The organism is Streptomyces sp. CB01201, from assembly GCF_002803085.1.
GTDB classification, from domain to species: Bacteria; Actinomycetota; Actinomycetes; order Streptomycetales; family Streptomycetaceae; genus Streptomyces; species Streptomyces hundungensis.
In genome coordinates this window covers 97,200-122,095 of record NZ_NNBJ01000001.1, presented here as the reverse complement: position 1 = coordinate 122,095, position 24,896 = coordinate 97,200, and the positions used below count along the sequence as shown (strand labels likewise).

At 71.8% G+C, this 24,896-nt stretch carries 25 protein-coding genes and 2 pseudogenes; 15 read left to right on the top strand and 12 right to left on the bottom strand.

Features of this window, described 5'->3' with window-relative positions; translation table 11 throughout:
• Window positions 1-172: 172 nt before the first annotated feature.
• The 5 genes and pseudogenes from CG740_RS00585 to CG740_RS00565 all read right to left on the bottom strand — a co-directional run bounded on the left by CG740_RS00585 (window position 173) and on the right by CG740_RS00565 (window position 3,930).
• A complete protein-coding gene (locus CG740_RS00585) occupies window positions 173-847 on the bottom strand; it encodes an urease accessory protein UreF (protein ID WP_100572864.1) in 675 nt (224 codons plus the stop codon).
• Between the two features lie 14 nt (window positions 848-861).
• Window positions 862-2,583 (bottom strand): urease subunit alpha, encoded by a 1,722-nt coding sequence (locus CG740_RS00580; RefSeq protein ID WP_100572863.1) that lies wholly within the window; start codon window positions 2,581-2,583, stop codon window positions 862-864.
• Window positions 2,576-2,887, bottom strand: coding sequence for an urease subunit beta (locus CG740_RS00575; RefSeq protein ID WP_100572862.1), 312 nt, complete (start codon window positions 2,885-2,887; stop codon window positions 2,576-2,578). The genes CG740_RS00580 and CG740_RS00575 overlap by 8 nt, the downstream gene beginning before the upstream one ends.
• 14 nt (window positions 2,888-2,901) lie before the next feature.
• Window positions 2,902-3,204 (bottom strand): urease subunit gamma, encoded by a 303-nt coding sequence (locus CG740_RS00570; protein WP_100573578.1) that lies wholly within the window; start codon window positions 3,202-3,204, stop codon window positions 2,902-2,904.
• A gap of 444 nt (window positions 3,205-3,648) precedes the next feature.
• Window positions 3,649-3,930: pseudogene (locus CG740_RS00565) on the bottom strand (type II toxin-antitoxin system Phd/YefM family antitoxin).
• A gap of 354 nt (window positions 3,931-4,284) precedes the next feature.
• Between CG740_RS00565 and CG740_RS00560 the strand changes: the two are divergent.
• From CG740_RS00560 to CG740_RS00550, 3 genes are all read left to right on the top strand, one after another.
• Complete coding sequence (locus tag CG740_RS00560; RefSeq protein WP_100572861.1) at window positions 4,285-4,914, top strand: ATP-dependent Clp protease proteolytic subunit; 630 nt, start codon at window positions 4,285-4,287, stop codon at window positions 4,912-4,914.
• Between the two features lie 6 nt (window positions 4,915-4,920).
• Complete coding sequence (locus CG740_RS00555; protein ID WP_100572860.1) at window positions 4,921-5,229, top strand: hypothetical protein; 309 nt, start codon at window positions 4,921-4,923, stop codon at window positions 5,227-5,229.
• 514 nt (window positions 5,230-5,743) lie between these two features.
• Window positions 5,744-6,217 carry a C40 family peptidase gene (locus tag CG740_RS00550; RefSeq protein ID WP_100572859.1) on the top strand — a complete coding sequence of 158 codons (474 nt, stop codon included), beginning with the start codon at window positions 5,744-5,746 and terminating at the stop codon, window positions 6,215-6,217.
• Window positions 6,218-6,380: 163 nt separating this feature from the next.
• On the opposite strand, the gene CG740_RS00545 is transcribed toward CG740_RS00550, so the two are convergent.
• A complete protein-coding gene (locus CG740_RS00545; RefSeq protein ID WP_100572858.1) occupies window positions 6,381-6,815 on the bottom strand; it encodes an ATP-binding protein in 435 nt (144 codons plus the stop codon).
• Window positions 6,816-7,049: 234 nt separating this feature from the next.
• Here CG740_RS00545 and CG740_RS00540 point away from each other — a divergent pair, with 234 nt between their 5' ends.
• Together CG740_RS00540 and CG740_RS00535 are read left to right on the top strand one after the other, a co-directional pair.
• Window positions 7,050-7,913 carry a helix-turn-helix domain-containing protein gene (locus CG740_RS00540; RefSeq protein WP_100572857.1) on the top strand — a complete coding sequence of 288 codons (864 nt, stop codon included), beginning with the start codon at window positions 7,050-7,052 and terminating at the stop codon, window positions 7,911-7,913.
• A 21-nt stretch (window positions 7,914-7,934) separates the two neighbouring features.
• Window positions 7,935-8,159, top strand: a complete 225-nt coding sequence (locus tag CG740_RS00535; RefSeq protein WP_442802788.1) for a DUF397 domain-containing protein — start codon at window positions 7,935-7,937, stop codon at window positions 8,157-8,159.
• A gap of 7 nt (window positions 8,160-8,166) precedes the next feature.
• Here the strand turns inward: CG740_RS00535 and CG740_RS00530 are convergent, their stop codons facing one another.
• The gene (locus CG740_RS00530) at window positions 8,167-9,309 is read right to left on the bottom strand and encodes an 8-amino-7-oxononanoate synthase (RefSeq protein WP_100572856.1); all 1,143 of its coding nucleotides are present in this window, start codon (window positions 9,307-9,309) and stop codon (window positions 8,167-8,169) included.
• A gap of 145 nt (window positions 9,310-9,454) precedes the next feature.
• Here CG740_RS00530 and bioB point away from each other — a divergent pair, with 145 nt between their 5' ends.
• From bioB to CG740_RS00490, 8 genes are all read left to right on the top strand, one after another.
• Window positions 9,455-10,675 (top strand): biotin synthase BioB, encoded by a 1,221-nt coding sequence (gene bioB / locus CG740_RS00525; RefSeq protein WP_100573576.1) that lies wholly within the window; start codon window positions 9,455-9,457, stop codon window positions 10,673-10,675.
• The gene (locus CG740_RS00520) at window positions 10,668-11,957 is read left to right on the top strand and encodes an adenosylmethionine--8-amino-7-oxononanoate transaminase (RefSeq protein ID WP_100572855.1); all 1,290 of its coding nucleotides are present in this window, start codon (window positions 10,668-10,670) and stop codon (window positions 11,955-11,957) included. The genes bioB and CG740_RS00520 overlap by 8 nt, the downstream gene beginning before the upstream one ends.
• A gap of 1 nt (window position 11,958) precedes the next feature.
• On the top strand, window positions 11,959-12,651 hold the full coding sequence (gene bioD / locus CG740_RS00515) for a dethiobiotin synthase (RefSeq protein WP_100572854.1): 693 nt from the start codon (window positions 11,959-11,961) through the stop codon (window positions 12,649-12,651).
• A complete protein-coding gene (locus tag CG740_RS00510) occupies window positions 12,651-13,013 on the top strand; it encodes a VOC family protein (RefSeq protein WP_100572853.1) in 363 nt (120 codons plus the stop codon). The genes bioD and CG740_RS00510 overlap by 1 nt, the downstream gene beginning before the upstream one ends.
• Window positions 13,014-13,131: 118 nt before the next feature.
• The gene (locus CG740_RS00505) at window positions 13,132-13,812 is read left to right on the top strand and encodes a class I SAM-dependent methyltransferase (RefSeq protein WP_100572852.1); all 681 of its coding nucleotides are present in this window, start codon (window positions 13,132-13,134) and stop codon (window positions 13,810-13,812) included.
• Window positions 13,813-13,898: 86 nt separating this feature from the next.
• Window positions 13,899-14,321 (top strand): GNAT family N-acetyltransferase, encoded by a 423-nt coding sequence (locus CG740_RS00500; RefSeq protein WP_100572851.1) that lies wholly within the window; start codon window positions 13,899-13,901, stop codon window positions 14,319-14,321.
• 169 nt (window positions 14,322-14,490) lie between these two features.
• Window positions 14,491-15,834 (top strand): hemolysin family protein, encoded by a 1,344-nt coding sequence (locus CG740_RS00495; RefSeq protein ID WP_100572850.1) that lies wholly within the window; start codon window positions 14,491-14,493, stop codon window positions 15,832-15,834.
• A complete protein-coding gene (locus tag CG740_RS00490; RefSeq protein WP_100572849.1) occupies window positions 15,831-16,856 on the top strand; it encodes a hemolysin family protein in 1,026 nt (341 codons plus the stop codon). Before CG740_RS00495 ends, CG740_RS00490 begins: the two co-directional genes overlap by 4 nt.
• 13 nt (window positions 16,857-16,869) lie before the next feature.
• Here CG740_RS00490 and CG740_RS00485 read toward each other — a convergent pair whose 3' ends face one another.
• On the bottom strand, window positions 16,870-17,124 hold the full coding sequence (locus CG740_RS00485; RefSeq protein WP_199846284.1) for a holin: 255 nt from the start codon (window positions 17,122-17,124) through the stop codon (window positions 16,870-16,872).
• Window positions 17,125-17,307: 183 nt separating this feature from the next.
• On the opposite strand from CG740_RS00485, the gene CG740_RS00480 reads away from it, so the two are divergent.
• Complete coding sequence (locus CG740_RS00480; protein WP_100572848.1) at window positions 17,308-18,162, top strand: SGNH/GDSL hydrolase family protein; 855 nt, start codon at window positions 17,308-17,310, stop codon at window positions 18,160-18,162.
• A 113-nt stretch (window positions 18,163-18,275) separates the two neighbouring features.
• Here the strand turns inward: CG740_RS00480 and CG740_RS00475 are convergent, their stop codons facing one another.
• Window positions 18,276-18,998, bottom strand: coding sequence for a GNAT family N-acetyltransferase (locus CG740_RS00475; RefSeq protein ID WP_100572847.1), 723 nt, complete (start codon window positions 18,996-18,998; stop codon window positions 18,276-18,278).
• A 230-nt stretch (window positions 18,999-19,228) separates the two neighbouring features.
• On the opposite strand from CG740_RS00475, the gene CG740_RS00470 reads away from it, so the two are divergent.
• Window positions 19,229-19,876: a peptide deformylase gene (locus CG740_RS00470; protein ID WP_100572846.1), complete on the top strand. Its 648-nt coding sequence runs from the start codon at window positions 19,229-19,231 to the stop codon at window positions 19,874-19,876.
• Window positions 19,877-19,962: 86 nt separating this feature from the next.
• Here CG740_RS00470 and CG740_RS00465 read toward each other — a convergent pair whose 3' ends face one another.
• The 3 genes and pseudogenes from CG740_RS00465 to CG740_RS40650 all read right to left on the bottom strand — a co-directional run.
• Window positions 19,963-20,478 (bottom strand): hypothetical protein, encoded by a 516-nt coding sequence (locus tag CG740_RS00465; protein WP_100572845.1) that lies wholly within the window; start codon window positions 20,476-20,478, stop codon window positions 19,963-19,965.
• 2 nt (window positions 20,479-20,480) lie between these two features.
• A complete protein-coding gene (locus CG740_RS40655) occupies window positions 20,481-22,448 on the bottom strand; it encodes an amidase domain-containing protein (RefSeq protein WP_234376048.1) in 1,968 nt (655 codons plus the stop codon).
• A 258-nt stretch (window positions 22,449-22,706) separates the two neighbouring features.
• Window positions 22,707-24,470: pseudogene (locus CG740_RS40650) on the bottom strand (DNRLRE domain-containing protein); the annotation flags it as partial.
• Window positions 24,471-24,896: the final 426 nt, after the last annotated feature.

Here is a 24,896-nt window from a genome sequence, read left to right as displayed (position 1 = left end):
CCGGCGCTTGGGGCGGGCCGTCGAGGGCGACTGGGGTCAGGGGTCGTACGCGAACCTCCCACGGTTCCGGGAAGCCGAACCCGCTCCAGCCCGTCCGGCGCTTGCGGACGAGCGCCGTTCAGGCGCGACCGGGGGCGGGAGCCCCGGGGGTCCGGGGCGGAGGGGGCCACTCCTACGAGGCGAACAGCCTCACCGGCCAGGCCGCGTGCGCCTCGGCCATGACGTCGAGCAGCGGGGCCGAGGTCGCGGGCAGCGCGTCGATCCCCTCCACCACCGCCTCCGCCGCGGTGACGGCCGCCCGCCGGGCCACCGCGTCCAGCTCCGGGGCGAGCCGGGCGAGGACACCCGTCGCGTCGAACGGATCGAGGCTCAGCAGCCGGACGACCGCCGTGGCCGGCCCGCTCACCACCTCGTACGCCACACAGTGCGCCGCGTCCTCGGGCCCGAGCCCGGCCGCACGGGCGGCGAGCCCGAGCACGACCGGCTGGTGGGCGCCGCGCGGCCGGGCCGCGGCCAGCGCGCCGAGTTCGGCCGAGGGCCAGGTGGCGCGGGCCACCCGCATCATCTGGCGGCCGAGCTTGCGGGCGGTGGCCCGCAGGGCCGGCGAGGGGGTGCGGGCGTCGGCGGCCTCGTCCAGGAGGAGCGGGTCGAGGCCTGCGGCCGCCGCCGCGGCGAGGGCCGCGGCGGTGAGGCCCGCGGTGTGCAGCCGGCCCCGGCAGAACTCCGCGAGGTCGGCGGCGGTACGGATGCGGCCCGCCTTGACGGCCGCCTCGGCCCCGCCGGAGTGGGCATGACCCCCGGCGGGGAAGCGGCCGTCGGCGAGGACGAGCAGAGCAGCGCGACTCATGTGATGACAGCCCGTCAGAAGAGGAAGTACCGCTGGGCCATGGGCAGTTCGGCGGCGGGCGCGGGCTCCACCACATCCCCGTCGATGGTCACGGTGAACGTGTCCGGGTCGACGCGGACATCCGGCAGCGCGTCGTTCTCGCGCATGTCCGCCTTGCTCACCCGACGGGTGTTCTCGATGGCCACGAACCGCTTGTCCAAGCCGAGTCGTTCGGGCAGGCCGTCCTCGATCGCCGCCTGGGACACGAAGTTGAGCGAGTTGGCGGCGGGCGCCTTGCCGAGCGCGCCGAACATGGGGCGCGGCAGGATCGGCTGCGGGGTGGGGATCGACGCGTTCGCGTCGCCCATCTGCGCGTACGCGATCTGGCCGCCCTTGATGACGAGTTGGGGCTTCACGCCGAAGAACGCGGGCTCCCACAGCACCAGATCGGCGAGCTTGCCGGACTCGACGGAGCCGATCTCCCGGTCCAGGCCCTGCGCGACGGCCGGGTTGATCGTGTACTTGGCGACATAGCGCCGCACCCGGTGGTTGTCGGCCCGCCCGTCACCGGCGAGCGCGCCCCGGCGCACCTTCATGACGTGCGCGGTCTGCCAGGTGCGCAGCACGACCTCGCCGATCCGGCCCATGGCCTGGGAGTCGGAGGAGATGATCGAGATGGCGCCGAGGTCGTGCAGGAAGTCCTCGGCGGCGATGGTGGAGGGCCGGATGCGGGACTCGGCGAACGCCAGGTCCTCCGGCACCGCCGGGTTGAGGTGGTGGCAGACCATCAGCATGTCGAGGTGTTCCTCGATGGTGTTGACGGTGTGCGGCCTGGTCGGGTTGGTGGAGCTGGGCAGCACGTTGGGCTGCGAGACCACGGTGATGATGTCGGGCGCGTGGCCGCCGCCCGCACCCTCGGTGTGGTACGCGTGGATCGAGCGGCCCGCGATCGCGGCGAGGGTGTCGCCGACGAAGCCCGCCTCGTTCAACGTGTCGGTGTGGATGGCGAGTTGGGCGCCGGTCTCGTCGCAGACGCTCAGGCAGGCGTCGATGACGGCGGGGGTCGCACCCCAGTCCTCGTGGATCTTGAACCCGAGTGCGCCGCCGCGCAGTTGGGAGTGCATGGCCTCGCGCGACATGGTGTTGCCCTTGCCGAGCAGCCCGATGTTGACGGGCGAGTTCTCCAAGGCGGCGAACATCCGGGCCAGGTGCCAGGGGCCCGGGGTGATGGTGGTGGCCTTGCTGCCCTCGGCGGGCCCGGTGCCGCCGCCGACCAGGGTGGTGATGCCGGAGGACAGCGCCTGGTCGATGAGGGTGGGCGAGATGAAGTGGACGTGGGTGTCGACGGCTCCGGCAGTGAGGATCTTGCCGTTGCCCGCGATGATCTCGGTCTCGGGGCCGATGACGAGGTCGGGGTGGACGCCGTCCATGGTGTCGGGGTTTCCGGCCTTGCCGATGCCGGTGATGCGTCCGTCGCGGATGCCGACGTCCGCCTTGACGATGCCCCAGTGGTCGATGATCACGGCGCCGGTGACAACGGTGTCGGGCGCGCCTTCGGCGCGGGTGGTGCGCGCCTGCCCCATCGATTCGCGGATCACCTTGCCGCCGCCGAACACGGCCTCGTCGCCCGAGCGTCCGGGCCCGCCGGAGCGGTCCTCCTCGATCTCGACGAGGAGTGCGGTGTCGGCGAGCCGGATGCGGTCGCCGGTGGTGGGGCCGAACAGATCGGCGTAGACGGCACGGTCGAGGTCAGTCATCGAGGGAGCCTCCGGTCTCGCCGCGCAGTCCGGGCACGATGCGCCGGCCGGCCAGGGGGACGAGTTCTACGTCTACGGGGATACCGGGTTCGAAGCGGACGGCGGTGCCCGCAGCGATGTTGAGTCGCTTGCCCCGGGCAACCGTACGGTCGAAGTCGAGGCCCGGGTTGGCCTCGGCGAAGTGGTAGTGGGAGCCGACCTGGACGGGCCGGTCGGCGGCGTTGAGGACGGTCATCCGCACGACGGGACGACCCTCGTTGAGGGCGATGGGGTCCTCGGCGAAGAGGATCTCTCCGGGAATCACGGCGGCGGCCCCCGTCAGGCGATCGGTTCGTGGACGGTGACGAGCTTGGTGCCGTCCGGGAAGGTCGCCTCGACCTGCACGTCGTGGATCATCTCGGGGATGCCCGGCATGACGTCGTCGCGGGAGAGCAGCTTCCTTCCGGACGCCATGAGCTCGGCGACGGTACGGCCGTCGCGGGCCCCTTCCAGGATGTGCGAGGTGATGAGGGCGACGGACTCGGGATGGTTGAGCTTCACCCCGCGGGCCCTGCGCTTCTCCGCCACATCCGCGGCTACATGGATGAGCAGGCGTTCCTGCTCGTGCGGCGTCAGTTGCACGCTTCCCACCTCACACTCGTGCCCTCCCCGTCACGGACAGCCGTGGACGGGCCCAGCGAGCGTCCGGGCGGATACGGATCGGACCGGCACTCCCGCCCGAACGCAGCGGAACCGTATCCGACTTCAACAGGTTGTTGAGGACCGTCTCCGGGCCCTTGGCCAGCCATTGCACGTTAGGGCGGAAGTTTTTCCGGCGCGTTAACTGACACTTTAGAAAGTCATGATCGTTCAAGGAGCGCCCGAACGGGCCAGGTGCGTGTATAGGGCACTCGGGCCCCGGAAGCGGGGCACTCGGCCCGTCGCGTGCGCCCGGGATGGCCTGAGGCTGGGCGGCTGGGCGGCCGGGCTGCTCGACGACTGGCGACTGGGCGGCTGCTGGGCGACTGCCGGCCGGGCGGCTACTGGGCGACTGGGCGAACGACTCGGCGGTCCCCGGCGCCCCGCTCAGTCCCCGATGCGCGGATCGCGGTGTTCGGCGGCGATTCCGAAGCGCCGGGGTTCGGCGGCGGTGGCGGTCGACTGCGGGCGCACCGAGGACAGGGACGTGATCACCTGCTCCTCCTGCTACGGCTCGGCCTCCAGCTTCTCCAGGTCAGCAGCGGAAACCAGGGCGACGAGCGGCTTTCCGTGGCGCGTCACCACGACCCGCTCCCCGCCGTACACCACGCGGTTGATCAGCTCCGCGAGTTCTGCGCGGGCTTGCGTCACCGGAATCTCGTAGGCCATGCCGTCCAGCTTAGACGCCCCCCCAGCGAAGCCGACGAGATCCGTACGGGACGGCAAGTACGCAGGTCAGAGGCTTCCCGACCGGCTCCGGCCCCGCACGTGTCCACGTGCTCCGGCTGCGCCGGGGACGGTGAGCCAGAGCTTCGCGAGCGCCCCGGGGACAGCGCCCAATGCGCCGAGCGGGGCCGACCGTTGGGGACCAAAACAGTGCGAATCCCCTGCTCACTCACAGCGGAACACCTTCCGAGCTGCGGCTTCTCGCAGGGCACCGCCACACCCCCCTCCGCACGTTCTGTACATCCTGTACGTTTCTCACAGAGGCCGTCCGGCCCTCCGGTCGAGGAGAGGTACGCCATGAACTTCCGCCCTGCCGCCCGCCCCGTGCTCCCCGAGTTCGAGGAGCGCACCGCCTCCGGCATCCGCACGCTGGATCCGTACTCCAAGCTCTACGAGGAGCGGATCGTCTTTCTCGGCACCCCGGTCGACGACGCGTGCGCCAGCGATGTGATCTCCCAGCTCATGCATCTGGAACACGCGGATCCGGACCGGGACATCTCGCTCTACATCAACTCCCCGGGCGGCTCACTAGGCGCGATGACCGCGATCCACGACACGATGCGGTTCGTCACCTGTGACGTGCAGACGTTCTGCCTGGGTCAGGTGGGCTCGGTGGCGGCGGTGCTGCTCGCGGCCGGCACCCGCGGCAAGCGGGCCGTGCAGCCCGGCTCCCGGGTGCTGCTGCGACAGCCGTCCGTCGAGGAGCCGGTGCGGGGCCGGCCCTCCGATCTGGAGATCCACGCGGCCGAAGTCCTGCGCGGGCGGGCCCTGTTGACCGGCCTCCTGGCGCGGTACACCGACAAGGACGCCGAGCGGGTGGCCGCCGACATCGAGCGGGACGTGGTCTTCGACGCCGCGGGCGCGGTGGCGTACGGGCTCGCCGACCAGGTGCTCGGAAGCCGCAAGACGTCCCGGCACGGCAGGTGAGGTGCCGTGCTGCCTCCGGAGCTTCCCCCGCTGCCCGCGCTCACCCGCGCCGAGGCCGAGTTCATCGACTCCTACCTCGCGGTGGTCGATCTGCTCGGCCGGATCAACCCGGCCCGCGGCCATGACACCTACGGGGCCCTACGGGCGGCCCAGGCACTGGTGGGCCGGGCCGCCGCACTCAAGGACGCCCTCACGCTGATGCACGTGCGCGGCGAGACACAGGTGTACGCGCCGACGCTGACGCGGGCACTGCGCGTGCTGGACGGCGAACGGCGCGCGGGACGGCTCGCGGTTCCGCCGCAGTCGACGGTGTGAGCGGGCCGGGGATACGCGACGCGCTCGAACACCGGGCGAAACGAGCCGAACGGGCTACCCCCGTTCGGCTCACCGGCGGCACTTTTCACTGACCCTTATGAGCCGCTTACGGCCGGTGACCGCAGTGCTGAAACGATCCTTCTTCGCAGGTACGAGGCTCGCCAACCCCGTTTGGAGCAGCATCCATTCGCCCGTGTCCACCCGAATGGGGCACTCGTGAGGAGCCTCACAGAAAGCCGTTTTGGGCCGTAAATCCGACAGTCGGTGCGTGAAGATCCCTGAGACGACAAGCCCCCGCCACCGCGGCGGGGCGGTCCGGGCGGACGCCGAGTCCTGCCGCCGTTCCGGACGTCTGGTCGACAGGAGTGGACCGGCAGGAGTGGAGGACCCGATTTCTTCGGGGCGGCCGAGCCTTGGCCGTCCCTCGGGGTGAAGCCGTTCGCGCGGCCGGGCATCTTCGCCAGTCCGAACCCGACAGGTCATCCTTCGCAGGCGGTTTGACGAAGGGTTGCGCATGACTGCGCAGACACACGTCCCGTCCTTGACGGTCCGGCTCGGCACCGTCTGTGCCCTCGCACTCGCCATCACGGGCGGCACGACGCTGGCCCCGGGCAGCACGTCCGAGGCGAACGCCGCGGCCGTGGCCGCCAGGGCGCTCCACGTGGCCGCGTCGAAGAAGGGATCGCCCTACCAGTACGGGGCCTCCGGCCCCTCCCGCTTCGACTGCTCGGGGCTCACCCTGTATTCGTTCAAGCAGGCCGGTCGCAGGCTGCCGCGCTCGGCGCAGCAGCAGTACAACAGTTCCCGGCATGTCACCGCGTCCTCGCGCAAGGCGGGGGACCTGGTCTTCTTCCACTCCGGAGGCAGCGTGTACCACGTCGGCATCTACGCCGGGAACGGCCGCATCTGGCACTCCCCCAAGACCGGTGCCGTGGTCCGCCTGGAGCGGATCTGGAGCAGCGCCGTCTGGTACGGCCGGGTGGGCTGACGCCCCGTCGGCCGGTCGCCGGTACGCGCCGGGCCCACGGAGGCTCCTGGGCACGCGCGGGCGCGCCTCGCGGATCCGGGGCGCCTCGGGCGGTCCGGAGGTCCGGACTGCCCCGGTGGGCCCGACGGCGTTCGCGGGCCCGGCGAGGCCTTCGCGGGTTCCCCTAGCCGCTCTGGACCGACGCCGTCCACGGCAGGGCGATCCAGACCGTCTTGCCGCCGTCCGCCGTGGGCGCGACCGAGAGCCGGCCGCCGGACTCGGCCGCGAGCCAGCGGATGATCACCATGCCCCGCCCGTTGTCCTGCTGGACGGCCGCGGGCAATCGTTTCGGCCAGCGCGGATGGCTGTCGGTCACGCCGATCCGCAGCTCTTCCTCGCGCTCCAGCTGGACGTCGACGGTGAACGTGGGTGACTGGCCGAACGTGTGCTGGACCGCGTTGGTGGCCAGCTCCGAGACGATGAGCCGGACCGTGTCGGCGGCCTCGGCGTCGGAGGGCAGGCCCCATTCGGTGAGGACCTCGGCGACATACCGCCGTGCCGCGGAGACCGAGGCGGGCGCGCTCGGCAGAGTGACGGTTGCTTCGAGGTGGTCTGCCATGGCGACGCTGTCCCTTTCCCACCCGGGCCGGCAGTTGACTCGTGGCGGATGAGCGCTCGCGAAGACGACTACGGCCTCGGATTGTGCTTCGCGCCAGAGTGCCACTCATCGTGCCGGTCTCGGGTGCCATCCACCAAGATATGCATATATCTGTCGCTCAAAGCGGTGAACTGTCCGACGGCAGAGCGTATTTGGGCTCACACTTACCCATCGCCGGAGGCGAAGGAGGCCGTGATGGGGCATGGACCGGCGGTGCGCAGACGCAAGCTCGGCGAGGAGCTGCGCAAACTGCGCGACGCCACGGGGCTCACGAGCGGGGCGGCGGCCGCTCTGGTCGGCTGGCACCAGTCGAAAGTGAGCCGGATCGAGACCGGACGCAGTGGTGTGAAACCGGCGGACGTCACCCGCCTCCTCGATGCATACGGGGTCGGCGACCCCCAACTCCGTTCGCTGCTGGAGGCCTTGGCGGACTCGGCGGGTGGCGGTGGGGTCGACTGGGCGCACGCCTATCGGGGTCTGCTGCCGCCGCAGTACCGCGACTTCATCAGCCTGGAGTCGCAGGCGCGTTCGGCGCGCACCCTGGAAACCTCGGTGGTGCCCGGCCTGTTGCAGACCCCGGCGTACGCGCGGGCGGTGACGCGGGCCGCGCTCGGGGGGCTGCCGCCGGACAAGCTGGACTCGCTCGTGGAGGTGCGCATCGCACGCCAGGAGGTGCTGCGCGGGGACGCGCCGCTGATGCTCAACGCGGTCCTGGACGAGGCGGTGGTGCGCCGCTGGGTGGGCGGCCGGGCCGCCATGCGGGAGCAATTGCGGCATCTGCTCGATATGGCCGCACTGCCGCATGTGCGGTTACAGGTCATTCCGTTCCAGCGCGGCGGCTATGTCGGACTCAGCGGCCCTTTCATTATGTTTTCGTTTCCGGCCATTTCCGATCTGGATGTGGTTGTTATCGACCACTTGACGAGTAGCCTCTATCTGGAGCGGAGAGAAGACCTTGAGGCGTACAGTGCCGCGTTCCAGACCGTCCAGGCACTCGCGCTTTCCTCCACCGAATCGATGGATCTCATCGCCAGGACGGCCCGGGAAGGACCGAGCTAGGTCCACGGCGAGTGGGGAGGCATGATGTCCGCACGCCCTGCGCACGTTCCTTCCAGTACATCCCTCACCGGTGCCACCTGGCGGCGCAGCAGCCGCAGCGTGGGCATGAACAACTGTGTCGAGACGGCCCGGCTCAATGGCGAGCTGCTTGCCGTACGCGACTCCCAACGGATCGACGGGCCCGCACTGCTCTTCGGCGCACCCGCCTGGCAGCGCTTCATCTCCACCGTTGCACAGTCGAGTTGACGGTTCGTCACACCGTGGGCGCGGTCCTCAGGATCGCGCCCACCGCCGTGTCGATCTGGCTTTCCGTCAGGTCCGCGCGCGCGGTCAGCCGGATCCGCGAGATGCCGTCCGGCACCGAGGGCGGACGGAAGCAGCCCACCACGACCCCCGCCGCCCGGCAGTCGGCGGCCCAGCCGACCGCCGCCTCGGGCGAGGGGGCCCGCACGGAGACCACCGCGGCGTCGGGACGAACCGCCTGGTGGCCGGCGGCCGTGATCCTGGCGTGCAGCTCGGCCGCGACGGCACGGGCCCGGGCCGCCAACTCCGGTTCCGTACGCAGCAGTCGAAGGGCCGCCAGCGCCCCGCCCACGGCCGCCGGAGCGAGTCCGGTGTCGAAGATGAAGGTGCGGGCCGCGTTCACCAGGTGACGGATGACCCGGGCCGGGCCGAGCACCGCGCCGCCCTGGCTGCCGAGGGACTTCGACAGGGTGACGGTGGCAACCGCGTCGGCAGCGCCCGCGAGCCCGGCCGCGTGCAGCGCGCCGCGACCCCCCTCACCGAGCACCCCGAGCCCGTGCGCGTCGTCCACGACCAGGGCGGCCCCGAACTCCCGGCAGGCGTAGGCGAGTTGATGGAGCGGCGCGGCGTCCCCGTCCACCGAGAAGACCGAGTCCGTCACGACGAGGCCGGACCCGCCGTGGGCGTCCAGGGCCTTGCGGACGGCCTCGGGTTCGGCGTGCGGCACCACTTCGGTACGGGCGCGGGCCAGGCGGCAGCCGTCCACGATCGAGGCGTGGTTGCCCGCGTCGGACACGATCAGCGAACCGTGCGGGCCGAGCGCGGTGAGCGCCGCCAGGTTCGCCGCGTACCCGGAGGAGAACACGAGGGCGGCCTCGAAGCCGCAGAAATCGGCCAGCTCGCGCTCCAGTTCCGCGTGCAGCTCGGTGGTGCCGGTGACCAGGCGCGAGCCGGTGGCGCCCGCGCCCCAGCGGTGGGCCGCCCCGGCCGCGCCGGCGACGACCGCGGGGTGCCGGGTAAGGCCCAGGTAGTCGTTGCTCGCCAGATCCAGGAGGTCCTGCCCCGCGGCGCGCGGGCGCAGGGTGCGGACCAGGCCGGCGCGCTCGCGGCGCTCCGATTCCGCGTCGATCCAGTCGAACGGCGCTCGCGGCATGGTGGAGTCCCTTTTTGTAGGCTGCCGACAGACCCTAGCCGGTGCCATGCCCGGTCATGGTGTGGCGATACACACACCTCAAACGGGCTGTGTTGTGGGATCCCTACCTTGGCCGCGGGCGGTGCCGTGCGCGAAGATCGGCGCCATGGACCTGCTGAACACGCTGGTGGACAAGGGGTTGCGGCGCGAACTGCCGACCCGCGAAGAGGCACTCGCCGTACTGGCGACCTCCGACGACGAACTGCTCGATGTGGTGGCCGCGGCCGGCCAGGTGCGCCGCCAGTGGTTCGGCCGCCGGGTGAAGCTGAACTACCTGGTCAACCTGAAGTCGGGCCTGTGCCCCGAGGACTGTTCGTACTGCTCCCAGCGGCTCGGCTCCAAGGCCGACATCCTCAAGTACACCTGGCTCAAGCCGGACGAGGCGTCCAAGGCGGCGGCCGCGGGGGTCGCGGGCGGCGCGAAGCGGGTCTGCCTGGTGGCCAGCGGCCGCGGTCCCACGGACCGCGACATCGCCCGGGTCTCCGAGACCATCGAGGCGATCAAGGAGCAGAACGAGGGCGTCGAGGTCTGCGCCTGTCTCGGGCTGCTCGCCGAGGGCCAGGCCGAGCGGCTGCGCGCGGCCGGCGCGGACGCGTACAACCACAACCTGAACACGTCCGAGGCGACGTACGGGGACATCACCTCCACGCACACCTACCAGGACCGCGTGGACACCGTGACCAAGGCGCACGGCGCCGGCCTCTCGGCCTGCTCGGGTCTGATCGCGGGCATGGGCGAGTCCGACGCGGACCTGGTGGACGTGGTCTTCGCGCTGCGCGAGCTGGACCCGGACTCGGTGCCGGTGAACTTCCTGATCCCGTTCGAGGGCACCCCGCTCGCCAAGGAGTGGAACCTCACCCCGCAGCGCTGCCTGCGCATCCTGGCCATGACCCGGTTCGTGTGCCCGGACGTCGAGGTGCGGCTGGCGGGTGGCCGCGAGGTCCATCTGCGTTCGATGCAGCCGCTCGCGCTGCACCTGGTCAACTCGATCTTCCTGGGCGACTACCTGACCAGTGAGGGCCAGGCCGGACAGGCCGACCTCGACATGATCGCGGACGCCGGGTTCGAGGTGGAGGGCGCCGGCACCACGACCCTGCCGCGCCATCGCGCCGACGCGCTCGCCGCATCCGGCTGCGGCACGAGCCCCACGGGCTGCGGCTCCCACGAGGACGGCGCCTGCGGCTCGCACGAGGGCGGCGGCTGCGGGCCCTGCGGCGGCCACGCCGCCCCCGAAGCGCCCGAGCAGGTGCCCGCCGACCAGGCGCGCACGGATCTGGTGTCGGTGCGCCGCCGGGGTGCCGGAACGGACCTCGCGCCCAATGCCTGAGCACTCCCCCGCGGAACTGCTCGACCTGGACCGCCGGCACGTCTGGCACCCGTACGGCCCGATGCCCAACCGGCAGGAGCAGCTCCTGGTGGAGTCGGCCTCGGGCGTGCGGCTGCGGCTGGCCGAACCGGCCTACGGGCAGCGCGAGTTGATCGACGGCATGGCGTCCTGGTGGTCGGCCGTGCACGGCTACAACCACCCCGTGCTCAACGAGGCGGTACGCGGCCAGCTGGACCGGATGAGCCACGTCATGTTCGGCGGGCTCACCCACGCGCCCGCCGTCCGGCTCGCCGCCCGGCTCGTCGAGATCACCCCCGGGCCGCTCCAGCACGTCTTCCTCAGCGACTCGGGTTCGGTCTCGGTCGAGGTCGCCGTGAAGATGTGCCTCCAGTACTGGCGCTCGGTCGGGCAGCCGCGCAAGCAGCGCCTGCTCACCTGGCGCGGCGGCTACCACGGGGACACCTGGCAGCCGATGTCGGTGTGCGACCCCGAGGGCGGGATGCACGAGCTGTGGCAGGGGGCGCTGCCCAAGCAGGTCTTCGTGGACGCTCCTCCGGCCGAGTTCGACGAGGCGTACGCGCGGGAGCTGCGCGAGTCCATCGCGCGCCACGCCGATGAGGTGGCCGCGGTGATCGTGGAGCCGGTCGTGCAGGGCGCGGGCGGGATGCGCTTCCACGCACCGGAGTATCTGCGGGTGCTGCGCGAGGCGTGCGACGAGTCCGGCGTGCTGCTCGTGTTCGACGAGATCGCCTCGGGCTTCGGCCGCACGGGTGCGCTGTTCGCGGCGGACCACGCGGGTGTCTCACCGGACGTGATGTGCGTCGGCAAGGCGCTGACCGGTGGCTATCTGACGATGGCGGCGACGCTGTGCACCACCCGGGTAGCCGAGGGAATCTCCTCGGGCGAGGTCCCGGTCCTCGCGCACGGGCCGACGTTCATGGGCAACCCGCTGGCCGCCTCGGTGGCCCTCGCCTCGATCGACCTGCTGCTCGGCCAGGACTGGCAGGGCGAGGTCAAGCGCATCGAGGCCGGTCTGCACGCCGGGCTCGGCGCGGCCCGGACGATCGAGGGCGTACAGGACGTTCGGGTGCTCGGCGCCATCGGCGTGGTCCAGCTGGACCACGAGGTCGATGTGAAGGCGGCGACCGCGGCGGCCGTGCGCGAGGGCGTGTGGCTGCGCCCGTTCCGGGATCTGATCTACACGATGCCGCCCTATGTGACGGGCGACGACGATCTGGCGCGCGTCTGCCGTGCGGTGTGCGCGGCGGCGCGGGAGGGCTGAGATGACGATTCTGGTGGTGAGCGGTACGGGCACCGAGATCGGCAAGACGATCACCACGGCGGCGGTCGCCGCCCTGGCGCTCGCCGGTGGCCGTTCGGTGGCCGTCCTGAAACCGGCCCAGACGGGGGTCGCTCCGGGCGAACCCGGCGATGTCGCCGAGGTGCGCCGGCTCGCCGGCGATGCGGTGACCGGGGCCGAACTGGCCCGGTTCCCCGAGCCGTTGGCGCCCAACACCTCGGCCCGCCGGGCGGGCATGACCCCGGTCGGGCCGGCGGAGGTCGCCGAGGCGGCGGCCAAGCTGGCCACCGAGCACGACCTGGTCCTGGTCGAGGGCGCGGGCGGCCTCCTGGTCCGCTTCGACGACGAGGGCGGCACCCTCGCGGACGCGGCCCGGCTGCTCGGTGCCCCCGTTCTGGTGGTGACGCCCGCCGGACTGGGCACACTCAACTCGACGGCCCTGACCGGCGAGGCCCTGCGGGCCCGGGACATCGAGTTCGCCGGGGTCGTCGTGGGCAGCTGGCCTGCCGAGCCGGATCTGGCCTCGCGATGCAATCTCGTGGACCTACCGGAGTCGGCCGGCGCGCCCTTGCTCGGCACCGTGCCCGAGGGCGCCGGACGGCTGGCGCCCGCCGACTTCCGTACCCGAGCGGCCGGTTGGCTCGCCCCGGCGCTCGGCGGCGTTTGGAGTATCTGATGGCTGTGTTACGGGCCCGCCTCGGGCAGCTCGTCGTGGACTGCGCCGACCCGGGGCGGCTCGCCCGCTTCTGGGCCGGGCTGCTCGGCGGTCGCCCCGTGGTGCGGGACGCGTCGTGGGCGTACGTCGATCCGCCGGGCGTGCCGCGCCTCGCCTTCCAGCGGGTGCCGGAGGCGAAGGCCGTCAAGAACCGGCTGCATCTCGATCTCGCGGTCGAGGACGTGCGCCGGGCGCGGGCGGCGGCCGTGCGGCGGGGGGCGGTGCCGGTGGGCGCGACGGTGTCCGACGCCCACGGGTCCTTCCAGGTGATGTGCGACCCCGAGGGCAACGAGTTCTGCTTCGTGGCGGGCGCCGACGGGTGAGCGGGCCGGGCCCGGGGACAATGCCGGTAGGGCCCGGCCGGCGTTCTTCTCCGGCGCGCGGGCCCCGACCGTCCGGGGCGCGGGCCCCGACCGGATGCCCAGGCTCAGGAGGTCCGACATGGCGCAGCGCACCAAGATCGCCCCGGATGCCGTGCACCACCCCGTCTTCGCCCGCTTCTACGCGCGCTACAGCGAGGCCGTCGACCTGCGGGCCGGGATCTCCGCGTACCGCCGCGAACTGCTCGACGGGCTCTCGGGGCGCGTCATCGAGATCGGGGCCGGGAACGGTCTCAACTTCGCGCACTATCCGGCGGCGGTGTCCGAGGTGGTGGCGCTCGAACCGGAGCGCACGCTACGGCAGTCGGCGGTCCGCGCGGCGCTGCGGGCCGAGGTCCCGGTGGACGTGGTACCCGGCTCCGCGGAGGCCCTTCCGGTCAAGAGCGAGGCCTTCGACGCGGCGGTCGCCTCGCTCGTGCTGTGCTCGGTACGGGATCTGCCGAGGGCGCTCGGCGAGATCCGGCGGGTGCTGCGTCCCGGCGGCGAGCTGCGGTTCTTCGAGCACGGCCGGGCCGAGGGCCGGGCGCTCGCGGCGGTGCAGCGGGGCCTGGACCGCACGGTGTGGCCGAAGCTGTTCGGCGGCTGCCACACGGCGCGCGATCCGCTGGGCGCGATCGCGGCGGCGGGTTTCGAGCTCGTGGACCACCGCCGTCTTCGGGTGCCCGGGAAGGGCGTCGCGTTGCCGTCCTCGCCGTGTGTGCTCGGGACGGCCCGGCGCCCCGCGCTCGACCCGGGCGAATGAGCCCTACGCGCCATCGCCCCTGAGGTCTCCGTCCCGCATGCCAAAACGGTTCGCCCCGTACCGGAGGGCGATGGTGGGATGGCGCCATGAGCGAGTTGCGCATCCGGGCCGCCGGGCCCGAGGACCTGGACGCGGTGCTGGCGTTCTGGAAGACCGCCGCCGAAGGCACCAGCATCAGCGACGACCGGGCGGGCGTCGAGCGCCTCGTCGCCCGCGACCCGGACGCCCTGATCCTCGCGGAGCTGGACGGTGAACTGGCCGGCACGGTGATCGCCGGGTTCGACGGCTGGCGCTGTCATCTGTACCGGCTCGCGGTCCATCCCGATCGGCGCCGCAACGGCATCGGCCGGGCCCTTCTGGCGGCGGCCGAGGACCGGTTCACCGCGCTCGGCGGGCGCCGGGCGGACGCCATGGTGCTGGTGCGTAACGAGCGCGCACAGCATGCCTGGGCGGCTGCGGGATACAAGGCCGAGGAGCAGTGGCGCCGCTGGGTGAAGCCGCTGGCCTGAATGGCCGGCCGCACCCGTCCTTTGCCAGTGCTTTACCATGGGTGGACCCCCACCCGCCGACTGAAAGGTGTGAGCGTCCGCCCATGGGCGAGCCTCCCAGTACCAGTACCTCCGCGCGACACCGCGCGCACCGCCTCCGGCTGCCCGATCATGGGACGGAGGTGACCCGATGACCGAAGTGCTCCTGCTGCTCGCGGCCGTACTGCTCTCGCTGGTGTGCGCGGTCTTCGTGGCGGCCGAGTTCTCCCTCACCACCGCCGAGCGCAGCGACCTGGAACGGGCCGTCGAGCGCGGCGAACGAGGGGCCTCCAGCGCCCTCAAGGCCGTACGCAGCCTCACCTTCCAGCTCTCCGGCGCCCAGCTCGGCATCACCGTCACCGGGCTCGTCATCGGCATGATCGCCAAGCCGTCGATCGCCAAGCTGCTCACCGGCCCGCTCGAATCCATCGGCCTGTCCGGCGCGACCGCGAGTTCGGTGGCCCTGGTGCTCGGCATGGTGCTCTCCACCGTGTTCCTGATGGTCGTCGGCGAGCTGGTGCCCAAGAACTGGGCCATCTCCTCGCCGGTCGCCGTCGCCAAGGTCGTCTCGGCCCCGCAGCGTGCCTTCAGCGCGGCCTTCCGCCCGCTGATCAGCCATCTCAACACCTCGGCCAACCACCTCGTGCGCCGCTTCGGCCTGGAGCCCGCCGAGGAGCTGGCCTCCGCGCGCAGCCCCCAGGAATTGGTCGCCCTGGCCCGCCACTCCGCCAAGGAGGGCGCCCTTGAGGCGGACACCGCGGAGCTGTTCGTCCGCACGCTCGCCCTCGCCGAACTCAACGCCGAGAACGTGATGACGCCCCGCGTACAGGTCACCGCGCTCGACATCCAGGCCACCGCCGAGGACGTAGCGAACGCGACCCGCGCCACCGGCCTGTCCCGCTTCCCCGTCTACCGGGGCAGCCTCGACTCGGTCGTCGGCATCGCGCACATCAAGGACGTCCTGGCCGTGCCGGCCGAACGCCGGCGGCTGCACCCGGTGACCGCGCTGCTGCGCGAGCCGCTGCTCGTCCCCGAGACGCTCACCGTGGACCGGCTCCTCGACCAGCTGTACGGCAAGCGGACCATGGCCGTCGTCATCGACGAGTACGGCGGCACCGCGGGTGTCGTGACGCTTGAGGACATCGTGGAGGAGGTCGTCGGCGAGGTCCGCGACGAGCACGACCCGCACGAGACCCCCGACCTCGCGCCCGCGGGCCAGGACGCGGACGGCCGGACGCTGTACTCCGCGGACGGCGCGGCCCGCGACGACCAGCTCGCCGTCATCGGGCTGCGCGTCCCGGACGGCCCCTACGAGACCCTCGCCGGCCTCGTGGCCACCCGGCTCGGCCGGATTCCGCGGGTCGGCGACCGGGTGGAGCTGGCCGGCTGGCGCATGGACGTGGTCGACGCCGCCGGGCGGCGCGCGGCCCGCGTGCTGCTGCACGCGCCGCTGCCCGCGCCGCCGCACACCGACGACGAGGAGGCCGGCCGATGACCGTGATCCAGATTCTGATCGGCCTGGCCACCCTGGTCGTCAACGCCTTCTTCGTCGGCGCCGAGTTCGCCCTGATCTCGGTCCGCCGCAGCCAGATCGAACCGCTCGCCGAGGACGGCAACCGCCGTGCCCGCAGCGTCATTTGGGGCCTGGAACACGTCTCGGCCCTGATGGCCGCGGCGCAGCTCGGCATCACCCTGTGCACCCTGGTGCTCGGTGTGGTCGCCGAACCTGCCATCGCACACCTGGTCGCGCCGGTCTTCGAGGCGGTGGGTGTGCCGGACGGGCTCATCCACCCGGTGTCGTTCGTGATCGCCCTGGCGGTCGCGACCTATCTGCACATGCTGCTGGGCGAGATGGTGCCGAAGAACATCGCGCTCGCCGAGCCCGCGCGCACCGCGCTGCTGCTCGGGCCGCCGCTCGTGACCCTCGCCCGGGCGCTGCGCCCGGTGATCTTCGCGATCAACGCCTTCGCCAATACCATCCTGAAGCTGCTCAAGGTGGACGCCAAGGACCATGTGGCGGCGACCTTCTCCGACGACGAGCTGGCGCGTCTGGTCACCGACGCGGGCGATGCGGGACTGCTCGACGACCGGGCGGCCGAGCGCCTGCACGACGCCCTGGAACTGGGGCGCCGACCGGTGCGCGACGTCGTGGTGCCGCTGGACGAGGTGGTGCGGGCCGCGGTCGGCACCACGCCGGAGGAATTGGAGCGGCTCGCCGCGAGCTCCGGCTTCTCGCGCTTCCCGGTCGTCGACGAGGACAGCCGCATCCTGGGCTATCTGCACGTCAAGGACGCCCTGGACGCGGCCCCCCGGGAGGTGGCCTTCCCGGTCGCGGCGCTGCGCCCGATCGCCCGGGTCCGCGCGGCCAGCCCGCTGGACGACGTGCTGACCGCGATGCGGCGCAGCCGTACGCACCTGGCGGCCGTGCTCGACGAGGACGGCAAGCTGGCCGGCCTGGTCACCATGGAGGACGTGCTGCGCGAGCTGGTGGGGCGGCCGCCGGCGGCCACGGCCTGACCGCGGCCGTCCGCTACTTGGCGGCCTTGGCGGGACCGGCCGGGTTCGTGGTCTCGGTGAGACCCGGGCCCGGCTGGCCCAGCTGCGAGGAGCCGACCGCCATCAGCACGGCGAGCAGGGCGGCCATTCCGGCGGTCGCGAACGCGGCGGTCCAGTGGACGTCGAGCAGATTCGTCGCGCCGGCCGTCAGCACGGCGGCGAGCGCCTGGGCGAAGGTGCGGATCGCACGCTCGGCGGTGGCCTTCCAGAAGGCCGCGGTGAACAACATCGCACGCTCGCTCTCTCACCGGCCGTTGTCCCGGCCGGGCTGATAACACTTGATGTGTTCCTGGCATACCGCGTAATCGGCCCCGCCGAAAGGGCCTGACCGGCCTCTTTGGGATCACGGTCCCGGCCAGAGCTCCGACCGGCCCGAGCCGGCCGGCTACCGCGCGGTAGGATCGCTCCCGCCATGGAGATGAATGCCTCATACACCAGCTTTGCCGCGATCGGGGACTCCTTCACGGAGGGCATGTCCGACCGGCTTCCCGACGGGTCCTACCGCGGCTGGGCCGATGTGCTCGCCACCCGTCTCGCGAACCGCACCCCCGGCTTCCGCTACGCGAACCTCGCGGTGCGCGGCAAGCTCATCGGGCAGATCGTCGAGGAGCAGGTGGCCGCGGCGGCAGCTCTGCGCCCGGACGTCATCACCCTGGTCGGCGGCCTCAACGACACCTTGCGCCCCAAGTGCGACATGGGCCGGGTGCGCGGACTCCTGACGGAGGCGGTCGAGCAGCTCGCGCCGTCCTGCAAGCAGCTGGTCCTGATGCGCAGCCCCGGCCGCAACGGCCCGGTCCTCGACCGCTTCCGGCCGCGCATGGAGGAACTGTTCGCGCACGTCGACGAACTCGCCGAGCGGCATGGGGCGTTGGTGGTCGACCTCTACGGCGCTCCGGCGCTGGCCGAACAGCACATGTGGGACTTCGACCGGCTGCATCTGACGGCCGAGGGCCATCGCAGGGTGGCCGAGGCCGTCTGGCAGACGCTGGGCCTGGACGCCGAGGACGACTGGCGATCGCCGCTGCCGCCCCCCGCCCGCCCCGGCTGGGCCGCGAGCCGCAGCGCCGATCTGCGCTTCGCGCGCCAGCACCTGGGGCCCTGGATCGGGCGCCGCCTCACCGGCCGCTCCACCGGAGACGGCCGGCACGGCGCGCACTACAGCCCCGCCGAGGGCCGGGCCTTCTTCGTCACCCCGGCCGAGGGGGAGCCGGTGGGGCCGGTGTCGGAGTGGGTGCGGGTCGACGACTGGGTGCGGGCCGACGACTGAAAGTGCGGTGCCCGAGAGCCTGCGCCGGCGGATGATCCGTCAGCTCGGGCTCGCAGCAAGGGAGTTGAAGATTCCCAGGGCTGTCTCAGAGCTTTCTCGGGGCATCGCGGCCGTCATTCCGCGACGTCCCGCTCCGGCACCCGGGCGCCGACGAAGCGTGCGTCGCGGCGGACGCGGAAGCCGAGGGACTCGTACAGCCTGATGGCACCCGTGTTGGCGGCCGCGGTGTGCAGGAACGGCGTCTCGCCACGCTCCCGGATGCCGGCCGCGACCGCGCGGATCAGGCGGGTGCCCAGGCCCTGGCCGCGGAATGCCTCGTCCGTACAGACCGCACTGATCTCGGTCCAGCCCGGCGGGCGCAGCCGCTCCCCCGCCATCGCGATCAGTCGGCCTTCGCGACGGATGCCCAGATAGGTGCCGAGCTCCACCGTGCGGGGCAGGAACGGGCCCGGCCGGGTGCGCTCCACGAGGGCCAGCATCTCGGGGACGTCGGCCGCGCCGAGCGGGACCGCCTCGTCGTCGTGACGCGCGTCGAGCGACTCGTCCACGAGCTGCACGCCCGGCACATCGAAGGTGATCTCCCAGCTCTCGGGCAGCACGGCCCGCACTCCGGGCAGCGCCACCTCGGCGCCGGGGCCGACGAGGGCCGCGAGGTCCGCCCAGTCGGCGGCGTCCGGATCCACGGGCAGCCCGAGCCAGGGCGAGACGTCGGTCTCGTAACGCAGCACCCTGCCGCGCCCCTCGGCGAACCGTGCGTGCGGACCGGTCAGCGCGGCGTAGGCGGGGTTGTCCAGAGGGTGCGCCGGAATCTCGGTGCGGACGGACGCGTGGGGCATGATCTCCTCGCTCGGTGTGCGGAATCTCGGTGTGCGGAATCTCGGCATGGGGCGGTGTGAAAACGGGGAAGTGCGCTTCTCCGTGTCCGTGCGCACCCCTAGAGGAAAGATCCTGGGCGGCTCGCGCATTCCCGCAAGGTCGGATCGGAGCCGGATCGAGGTCGGATCGTTCACGCGGCCGACAGGGACCCGCGCGCTCACCGGGTGATCGTTCTTGGCATGCTGTACGCATGTCGCCCTCCTCGCTCACCGATCTCGTCGACGAACTCCTCGCCGGCTCCGGTCCGCTGCCGATCGTGTCCGCCGGTGCCCCCGTACTGCGGCGTCCCACCGAGCCGCTCGACGGCCGTCTCGACGCCAGGCGCCTGGACCGGCTGATCGAGGCGATGCGCGAGACGATGCGTGCCGCACCCGGCGTCGGCCTCGCCGCACCACAGGTGGGCCTGCCGCTGCGACTCGCCGTCATTGAGGATCCGGCGGAGGTCACCGAGGAGGTCCGGCAGGTCAGGGGCCGCGTCCCCCAGCCTTTCCGGGTCCTGATCGATCCGTCGTACGAGCCCGCGGGGAGCGGCCGGGCGGCGTTCTTCGAGGGCTGCCTGAGCGTGCCGGGCTGGGGCGCGGTCGTCGCCCGGCACGAGAGCGTGCGTCTGCGCGCCCTCGACGAGCGGGGCCGCACGGTGGACGAGGTCTTCACGGGCTGGCCGGCCCGTATCGTCCAGCACGAGACGGACCACCTCGACGGCGTGCTGTACCTGGACCGGGCGGAGCTGCGCTCGCTGTCCTCACGGGAGGCGATGGTGGATCTCTGGGCCCAGCCCACGCCGGCCGCCGCAGCCGAGGCCCTCGGATTCGACCTGCGCAACGACACCGAGGCGTGAGCCCGTCCGTCACCGGGAGCCGGCACCAAGCCCAAGCGCCCGGTTTCCAGGCCGTCGTGGCCTGGGAACCGGGCGCGCGGGGATCGTCAGTTGCCCGGTGAACGGGATCCGCTGCCCCCGGGCGTGGCGGGCGCCCAGTCGGGGGCCTTGGCGGCTTCGGCCGGATCGGTCTCGGCCAGGGTCACGCCCCAGGAGTCGTGTTGGCCGAGACGTACCTCGATGGCCTTCTTCTGACCGCTCGCGGCGAAGTACAGCACGACGACCTGGCGAGTCGAGCCCTCGTCGTAGAAGTCCGCGGTCACCTTGCCGCCGGCTGCCTTACCGAAGGCTGCGACCCAGTTCCGCGCCGTCGTGTCGGCCGCACTGCCCTCTTCGACAGCGAGACCGGCCAGCGCCTCGGCGTCGTTGTCCGCGAGCCGCCACACCGTCTCCTGCACTATTTCCAGGCTGCCCCGGGACGGGTAGCCCACGGTGTGCAGCGGTTCGTGTGAGGAGTAGTCGCTCTGGTAGCGGTTCGGACCGTCGTCGGTGCACGCCGTGGTGGCGGCACCGAGGAGCAGGGCGACGGCAGCAAGTACGGGGACCTTCTTCAGCATCCGCATGATCAGCCGCGGCCCTTCGGCCGGAGGATCACGACGCGCTCGATGTAGTTGCTCTGGTTGCGGTAGCGGGCGATGGCCGCGGCCAGGCTGGTGCGCCCCACGCCGCCGTGCTGGAGGAGCTGGACGCCGTGCCGGTTGCCTGAGACCACGGCAACGTGGTTGTACACCCGTTCCTGCTTCCACTTGAACACCACGATGTCCCCGGCCCGAGCGTTCACCGAGTTCACGAACTGCGCGCCCCGGTAGTTGATCATGTGGCGGCGGAAGTTCTCGGCGCCGGACCACGTGTAGCTCTTGTTCTTGATCGTGCCGAAGAGATAGTACTGCTGCCACCAGGCCCGATCGTGGGTGCGGCCGCCGCCGCGGGTCTTCATGCCGCCTCCGTAATAGAGGGCCTTGGACACGAAGTTCGTGCAGTCCTGGCCGTACTCCCACTTCGTCCCGAGGTTGCGGGAGGCCCAGTTGGCCGTTCCCGAGCCGTTGACCTGGGCTGCTGCGCGCAGCAGCCCTGCGGTCTGCGCGGGCGGTGCCTCGGCGGGGAAACCGTCCCGGTCGAGTTCCAGGGGAATGTCCGGTACCTCGCCGATCGGGCCCTGCGTTCCGCCTGACACCTCAAGGCCGTTTTCGGCAGCCGCCGACTTCGCCAGTACCTTCTCCGCGGCTGGGGCGTCCGCCTCCACGTGGAGCAGGGGAGCGCCGCTGTTCGTACTGAAGGTGAACCGCTGTTCCCTTCGGCTCTCTTCGGGCTCACTCTCGGTGCCGCCCTGACTCAGAACGGCCTTGTCCTCGACCACGGCGCGCAGGAACACCGTGCCGTTGTCGTCGATGCCCGCCAGGACGTCGGAGAGGGTGCTGGTCATCTCCGTATAGCGGCTGTCGTGCCGCGCGAGCGACTCGCGCGTCTCCACGAGGCCGGCGGACTGGCCGTTGAGCAGGTCCTGGAAAGAGGCGCCGGAGGTGCTGGCCGCGAGGGCGGCCGTCGCCGTCGGGCGCGTGCCGAGCAGGATTGCGCCTCGCGCGTCCAGGTACTGCTGCACGATGTTCCGGTAGACCGCGACTCCTGCGGGCACTGCGGTGGGGGTCGCCGGATCGGACGTGGTGGCCGCGCTGGAACCGTGAGCGGTCCGGGCGGTCACGCCCACCCGCACGGATGTGCCGTTGGTCAGGCCGGTGACCACCGCGTGCGGCTCACGGGTGGTGGCCTTCGCAGCCTGACTGCCGTCCGCCCGGGTGACGACGACGTCGTACTCCGCGCCATCGGCCGCTGAACCGAGGTCGGCCGGCGCGTTCCAGGTGGCCAGGAGACCGCCGTCGCCGCCGGTGACCTTGAGTGCCTCGATGGGCGAGGGCGCCTTCGGCGGTACGTATTCGATCAGCAGCTTCGGGCGTTTGGCTTCGTCCGTGGAGCGGCTGGAGTGGTACGTGATCGTCGAGTTCCGGTCCGCCGCGGGCAGCCGCAGCGCGACGCCCTCGACCGGGCCCTGTTCCAGCCAGGACTGCACCATCGGCGCCAAGTCCTGTGCCTCGGGCCGCGCTGCCTCGCCGAAGGGCGAGTCGTCCAGCAGGTCCAGCAGTGCGGCACCGCTGTACGGGGCGGCCCAGGGCTGGAGCAGTTGCGATATCTCGACCGGCCGAGGAGCACACGTGGCGGTGCCGCACTCGGCAGGCGTGAGCTGGAGACGCGCACTGGTGACGCGCGCGCCGGCGGGTATCGCGGTCAGATCGGGCTTGACCCAGACGGCGCGCTCCGCATCCGTGCCTCCGCCGAGGGCAAGACGGGCGTCCTTCACGGCCAGGCAGCCGTCGTCACAGGCGCGCGCGCCGATGCCGACGGTGGCGTCCGGCAGGGCAGAGCCGCCCACCAGGGTCACCGACGTGGTCTTCGGCGGTTCGGGCTGGACGCCGGCGGAGACGGTGAGCTCTTCTTCGTAGGACCACTCCGAGCAGCCTGCCTCGGTGCAGGAGCGCATGGCCCACAGATAGGTGGAACCCTCCTGCAGCGCCCCCGCCGGGACCCGGGAGGCCGCGCGCAGTCCGCTGTCCGTCCACGCCTCGGGGACGGTTGCTCCCGTCAGTTGCCTGCCGTCGGCGTCGCGGAGTGCGAACTCCGCTCGCACCCGGCCCTGCGCCGGGCTGGAGACCACTCCGGAGAGCAGTGGGGTGAGGGTGTCGGTCGCGCCGGCTTCGAGCAGCTGGGGCATGTCGGGCAGCGTGGTGAGGCCGCGGCCGGTGTCGACCGTGAAGGTTGCCCAGTCGGACCACGCCAGGTTGTAGTGGGTGCCGTCGTAGGGACTGGTCCGGAAGCGGTAGGTGCTGCCGTCCTTGAGCAGCCCGTCCGGCAGCGTCACCGCCGCGGCGCGCCCGGAGTCGACATACGGTGACACGAGGCGGTCGCCCACCAGCTTGCCTGTGGCTGCGTCGACGATCTCGAAGGTGCCGTTGACGCGGTCGCCGTCCTTGTCGAAGAAGGTGTCGCGCAGCGTCGGGGTGGTGGTGTTGACCTGCCAGGTGCCCGAAGCGTCCTTGACGAAGGGAGCGCCGGCCTGACGGTTGCTTCCCGACCGGGGCCGGAAGTTGTACGTCACGGTGAGCTTGGGCGGGTTGGTGGTGGCGTTGGCCGAGTTGACACGCTTCCACTGCGCGACCGACGTCTCGTCGGCCGCGGTGAGTCCCATCGTGGACCGCGGTGCCTTGGCAGAGGCCCAGGACTGCACGAGCGAGGTCACGTCGGAGTTGATCCAGCCGCCGCCCCCGCAGGCCGGGTTGCCCTTGGTCTCGGTGGACGTCGCGGACCGGCTGTTCATCTTGGGCCGGTTCGTCCAGCGGCTCGCGGAGGTGGCCTCGTCCGCCGCCCACACCTGCCAGGGCTGGGCCTTGCAGTCGGTGTTGGCCGAATGGAAGTTCCACAGGCTCAGCTTGGCGCTGCTCACGAGGGCATCCGCGATCGGCGCGGTGCCCCAGGTTATGTACGACTGCGCGATGCGGGCGGTGCCGTTGGCGTTCTTGGTGCCGGGGTTGCCGAAGTCCAGTTCGGTGTCCGTGGACCAGTCGCGCGTCTCGCCCTGCTGGACGTAGGTGTCGAAGACGTTGCTCAGTGCGGACGTCGACGGGTCGACGGTGACTGGGTACCTGGTCTCCGGATCGGCGAGGAAGGCGGCGTCGGGCGTGACCACGAGATCGATCGAGGACCCCCTCTGCTCCACCTTCATGGCCACCGGGACGCGGCGGGTGTGCTCTTGGGACCGCTCGTCGACGGTGGCGTCCCACATGACCGGGGACGGCATGAGGGCGCGCTCCTGCCCCGTCGCACGATCGGTGAACAGCACGCTGCCATCGGGCTGCTGGGCGGCGCGCAGCCCCTTGGCCCGCAGCGGCAGGGTGTAACTGTAGTCACGGGCCGAGGGGCGCTGCTTGATCTCGACGTACTGCTCGAACCCGGTCCGGGTGGCCTCCACGACGACGTCGGCGCCGGGCAGCGCGTCGGGGTAGGTGGCGCGATTGCCGTCCAGAGCGGGTTCGGGCAGGCCGCCCTTCCATTGGAGGGTCACCTGCCGGTCCCCCTCACCCAGGGTGACGAGGTCACGGGCGGGTGCCTGGCGTGCAGCGCTCAATGACGCTGCTCGGCTGCCGCCCTTACCGGCCAGGGAGAGCGAGGCGGGGTGGGCCTTGGCCGCGACGCTGCCGTCGGCCTCTTTGGTGAGGTCGGTGTCGACGGCGACCCATGAGCCGTCCCGCTCGAATCGAATGGGGCCCGCGGTCAGTTCGGTCGTGAGGGAACCGTCTGCGTTGGCCCAGGACGTCGTGGTCCCGCTGCGCTCGGACAGCGCCTCCACCCGGGTGCCGGAGCGCTTGGCTGCGGCGAGAGCCGAGGGCACGTCCTGCGCGAACGGCGTCCCGGCAGCCGCCTGTTGGGGGCGCGAAAGGGCGGGCGACGGCACCTCGGCGGCCTCGGCCGACGTGCCTACAAGGGTCAGGGACAGCGCGACAACCATGGCACGCGGGAACGTACTTCCGGTTCTTCGCGTGCGGCGAGTGGCCGTTCTCGCCGGTGGATCCATCTTCATGAAGGCGTCAATCCTTGGTCAAGGGAAATCAAAGCAGGGTGAAGATTAAGTGAGAATTTGATGAGGCGTCACAGGCCTATCGCCCGATATGACGCATCTAGGGCATCCGGGGCGATGTGACCTGGGCCATACAGCGGGGTGCGGGTCGACCGACGGCCGGGAGGTCCTCCGTCAGGCACCGCATCGGCACCCGCGCCCACGAGTCCCATCACCACCGAACCGAAGCCGCGCCCCCTCGCGCGCACGGTTCGCCACCCCACCGGCGACCGCGGCCGTGTCCACCGAAGTCCGTGGAGCGGGGCGGCCGTTGGGCCGGCCACCGAAGATCATCAACCGGACGCCCGCCACCGGTCG

Coding starts and splice junctions, on each gene's coding strand:
- CG740_RS00545 (WP_100572858.1), bottom strand. CDS start 6,815: ATGGCAGACCACCTCGAAGCAACCGTCACTCTGCCGAGCGCGCCCGCC.
- CG740_RS00475 (WP_100572847.1), bottom strand. CDS start 18,998: ATGCCCCACGCGTCCGTCCGCACCGAGATTCCGGCGCACCCTCTGGAC.
- CG740_RS00490 (WP_100572849.1), top strand. CDS start 15,831: ATGACCGTGATCCAGATTCTGATCGGCCTGGCCACCCTGGTCGTCAAC.
- CG740_RS40655 (WP_234376048.1), bottom strand. CDS start 22,448: ATGCGCTCCTGCACCGAGGCAGGCTGCTCGGAGTGGTCCTACGAAGAA.
- CG740_RS00550 (WP_100572859.1), top strand. CDS start 5,744: ATGACTGCGCAGACACACGTCCCGTCCTTGACGGTCCGGCTCGGCACC.
- CG740_RS00495 (WP_100572850.1), top strand. CDS start 14,491: ATGACCGAAGTGCTCCTGCTGCTCGCGGCCGTACTGCTCTCGCTGGTG.
- CG740_RS00585 (WP_100572864.1), bottom strand. CDS start 847: ATGAGTCGCGCTGCTCTGCTCGTCCTCGCCGACGGCCGCTTCCCCGCC.
- CG740_RS00540 (WP_100572857.1), top strand. CDS start 7,050: ATGGGGCATGGACCGGCGGTGCGCAGACGCAAGCTCGGCGAGGAGCTG.
- bioD (WP_100572854.1), top strand. CDS start 11,959: ATGACGATTCTGGTGGTGAGCGGTACGGGCACCGAGATCGGCAAGACG.
- CG740_RS00510 (WP_100572853.1), top strand. CDS start 12,651: ATGGCTGTGTTACGGGCCCGCCTCGGGCAGCTCGTCGTGGACTGCGCC.
- CG740_RS00480 (WP_100572848.1), top strand. CDS start 17,308: ATGGAGATGAATGCCTCATACACCAGCTTTGCCGCGATCGGGGACTCC.
- CG740_RS00485 (WP_199846284.1), bottom strand. CDS start 17,124: ATGTTGTTCACCGCGGCCTTCTGGAAGGCCACCGCCGAGCGTGCGATC.
- CG740_RS00500 (WP_100572851.1), top strand. CDS start 13,899: ATGAGCGAGTTGCGCATCCGGGCCGCCGGGCCCGAGGACCTGGACGCG.
- CG740_RS00560 (WP_100572861.1), top strand. CDS start 4,285: ATGAACTTCCGCCCTGCCGCCCGCCCCGTGCTCCCCGAGTTCGAGGAG.
- CG740_RS00580 (WP_100572863.1), bottom strand. CDS start 2,583: ATGACTGACCTCGACCGTGCCGTCTACGCCGATCTGTTCGGCCCCACC.
- CG740_RS00470 (WP_100572846.1), top strand. CDS start 19,229: ATGTCGCCCTCCTCGCTCACCGATCTCGTCGACGAACTCCTCGCCGGC.
- CG740_RS00535 (WP_442802788.1), top strand. CDS start 7,935: ATGATGTCCGCACGCCCTGCGCACGTTCCTTCCAGTACATCCCTCACC.
- bioB (WP_100573576.1), top strand. CDS start 9,455: ATGGACCTGCTGAACACGCTGGTGGACAAGGGGTTGCGGCGCGAACTG.
- CG740_RS00505 (WP_100572852.1), top strand. CDS start 13,132: ATGGCGCAGCGCACCAAGATCGCCCCGGATGCCGTGCACCACCCCGTC.
- CG740_RS00465 (WP_100572845.1), bottom strand. CDS start 20,478: ATGCGGATGCTGAAGAAGGTCCCCGTACTTGCTGCCGTCGCCCTGCTC.
- CG740_RS00530 (WP_100572856.1), bottom strand. CDS start 9,309: ATGCCGCGAGCGCCGTTCGACTGGATCGACGCGGAATCGGAGCGCCGC.
- CG740_RS00520 (WP_100572855.1), top strand. CDS start 10,668: ATGCCTGAGCACTCCCCCGCGGAACTGCTCGACCTGGACCGCCGGCAC.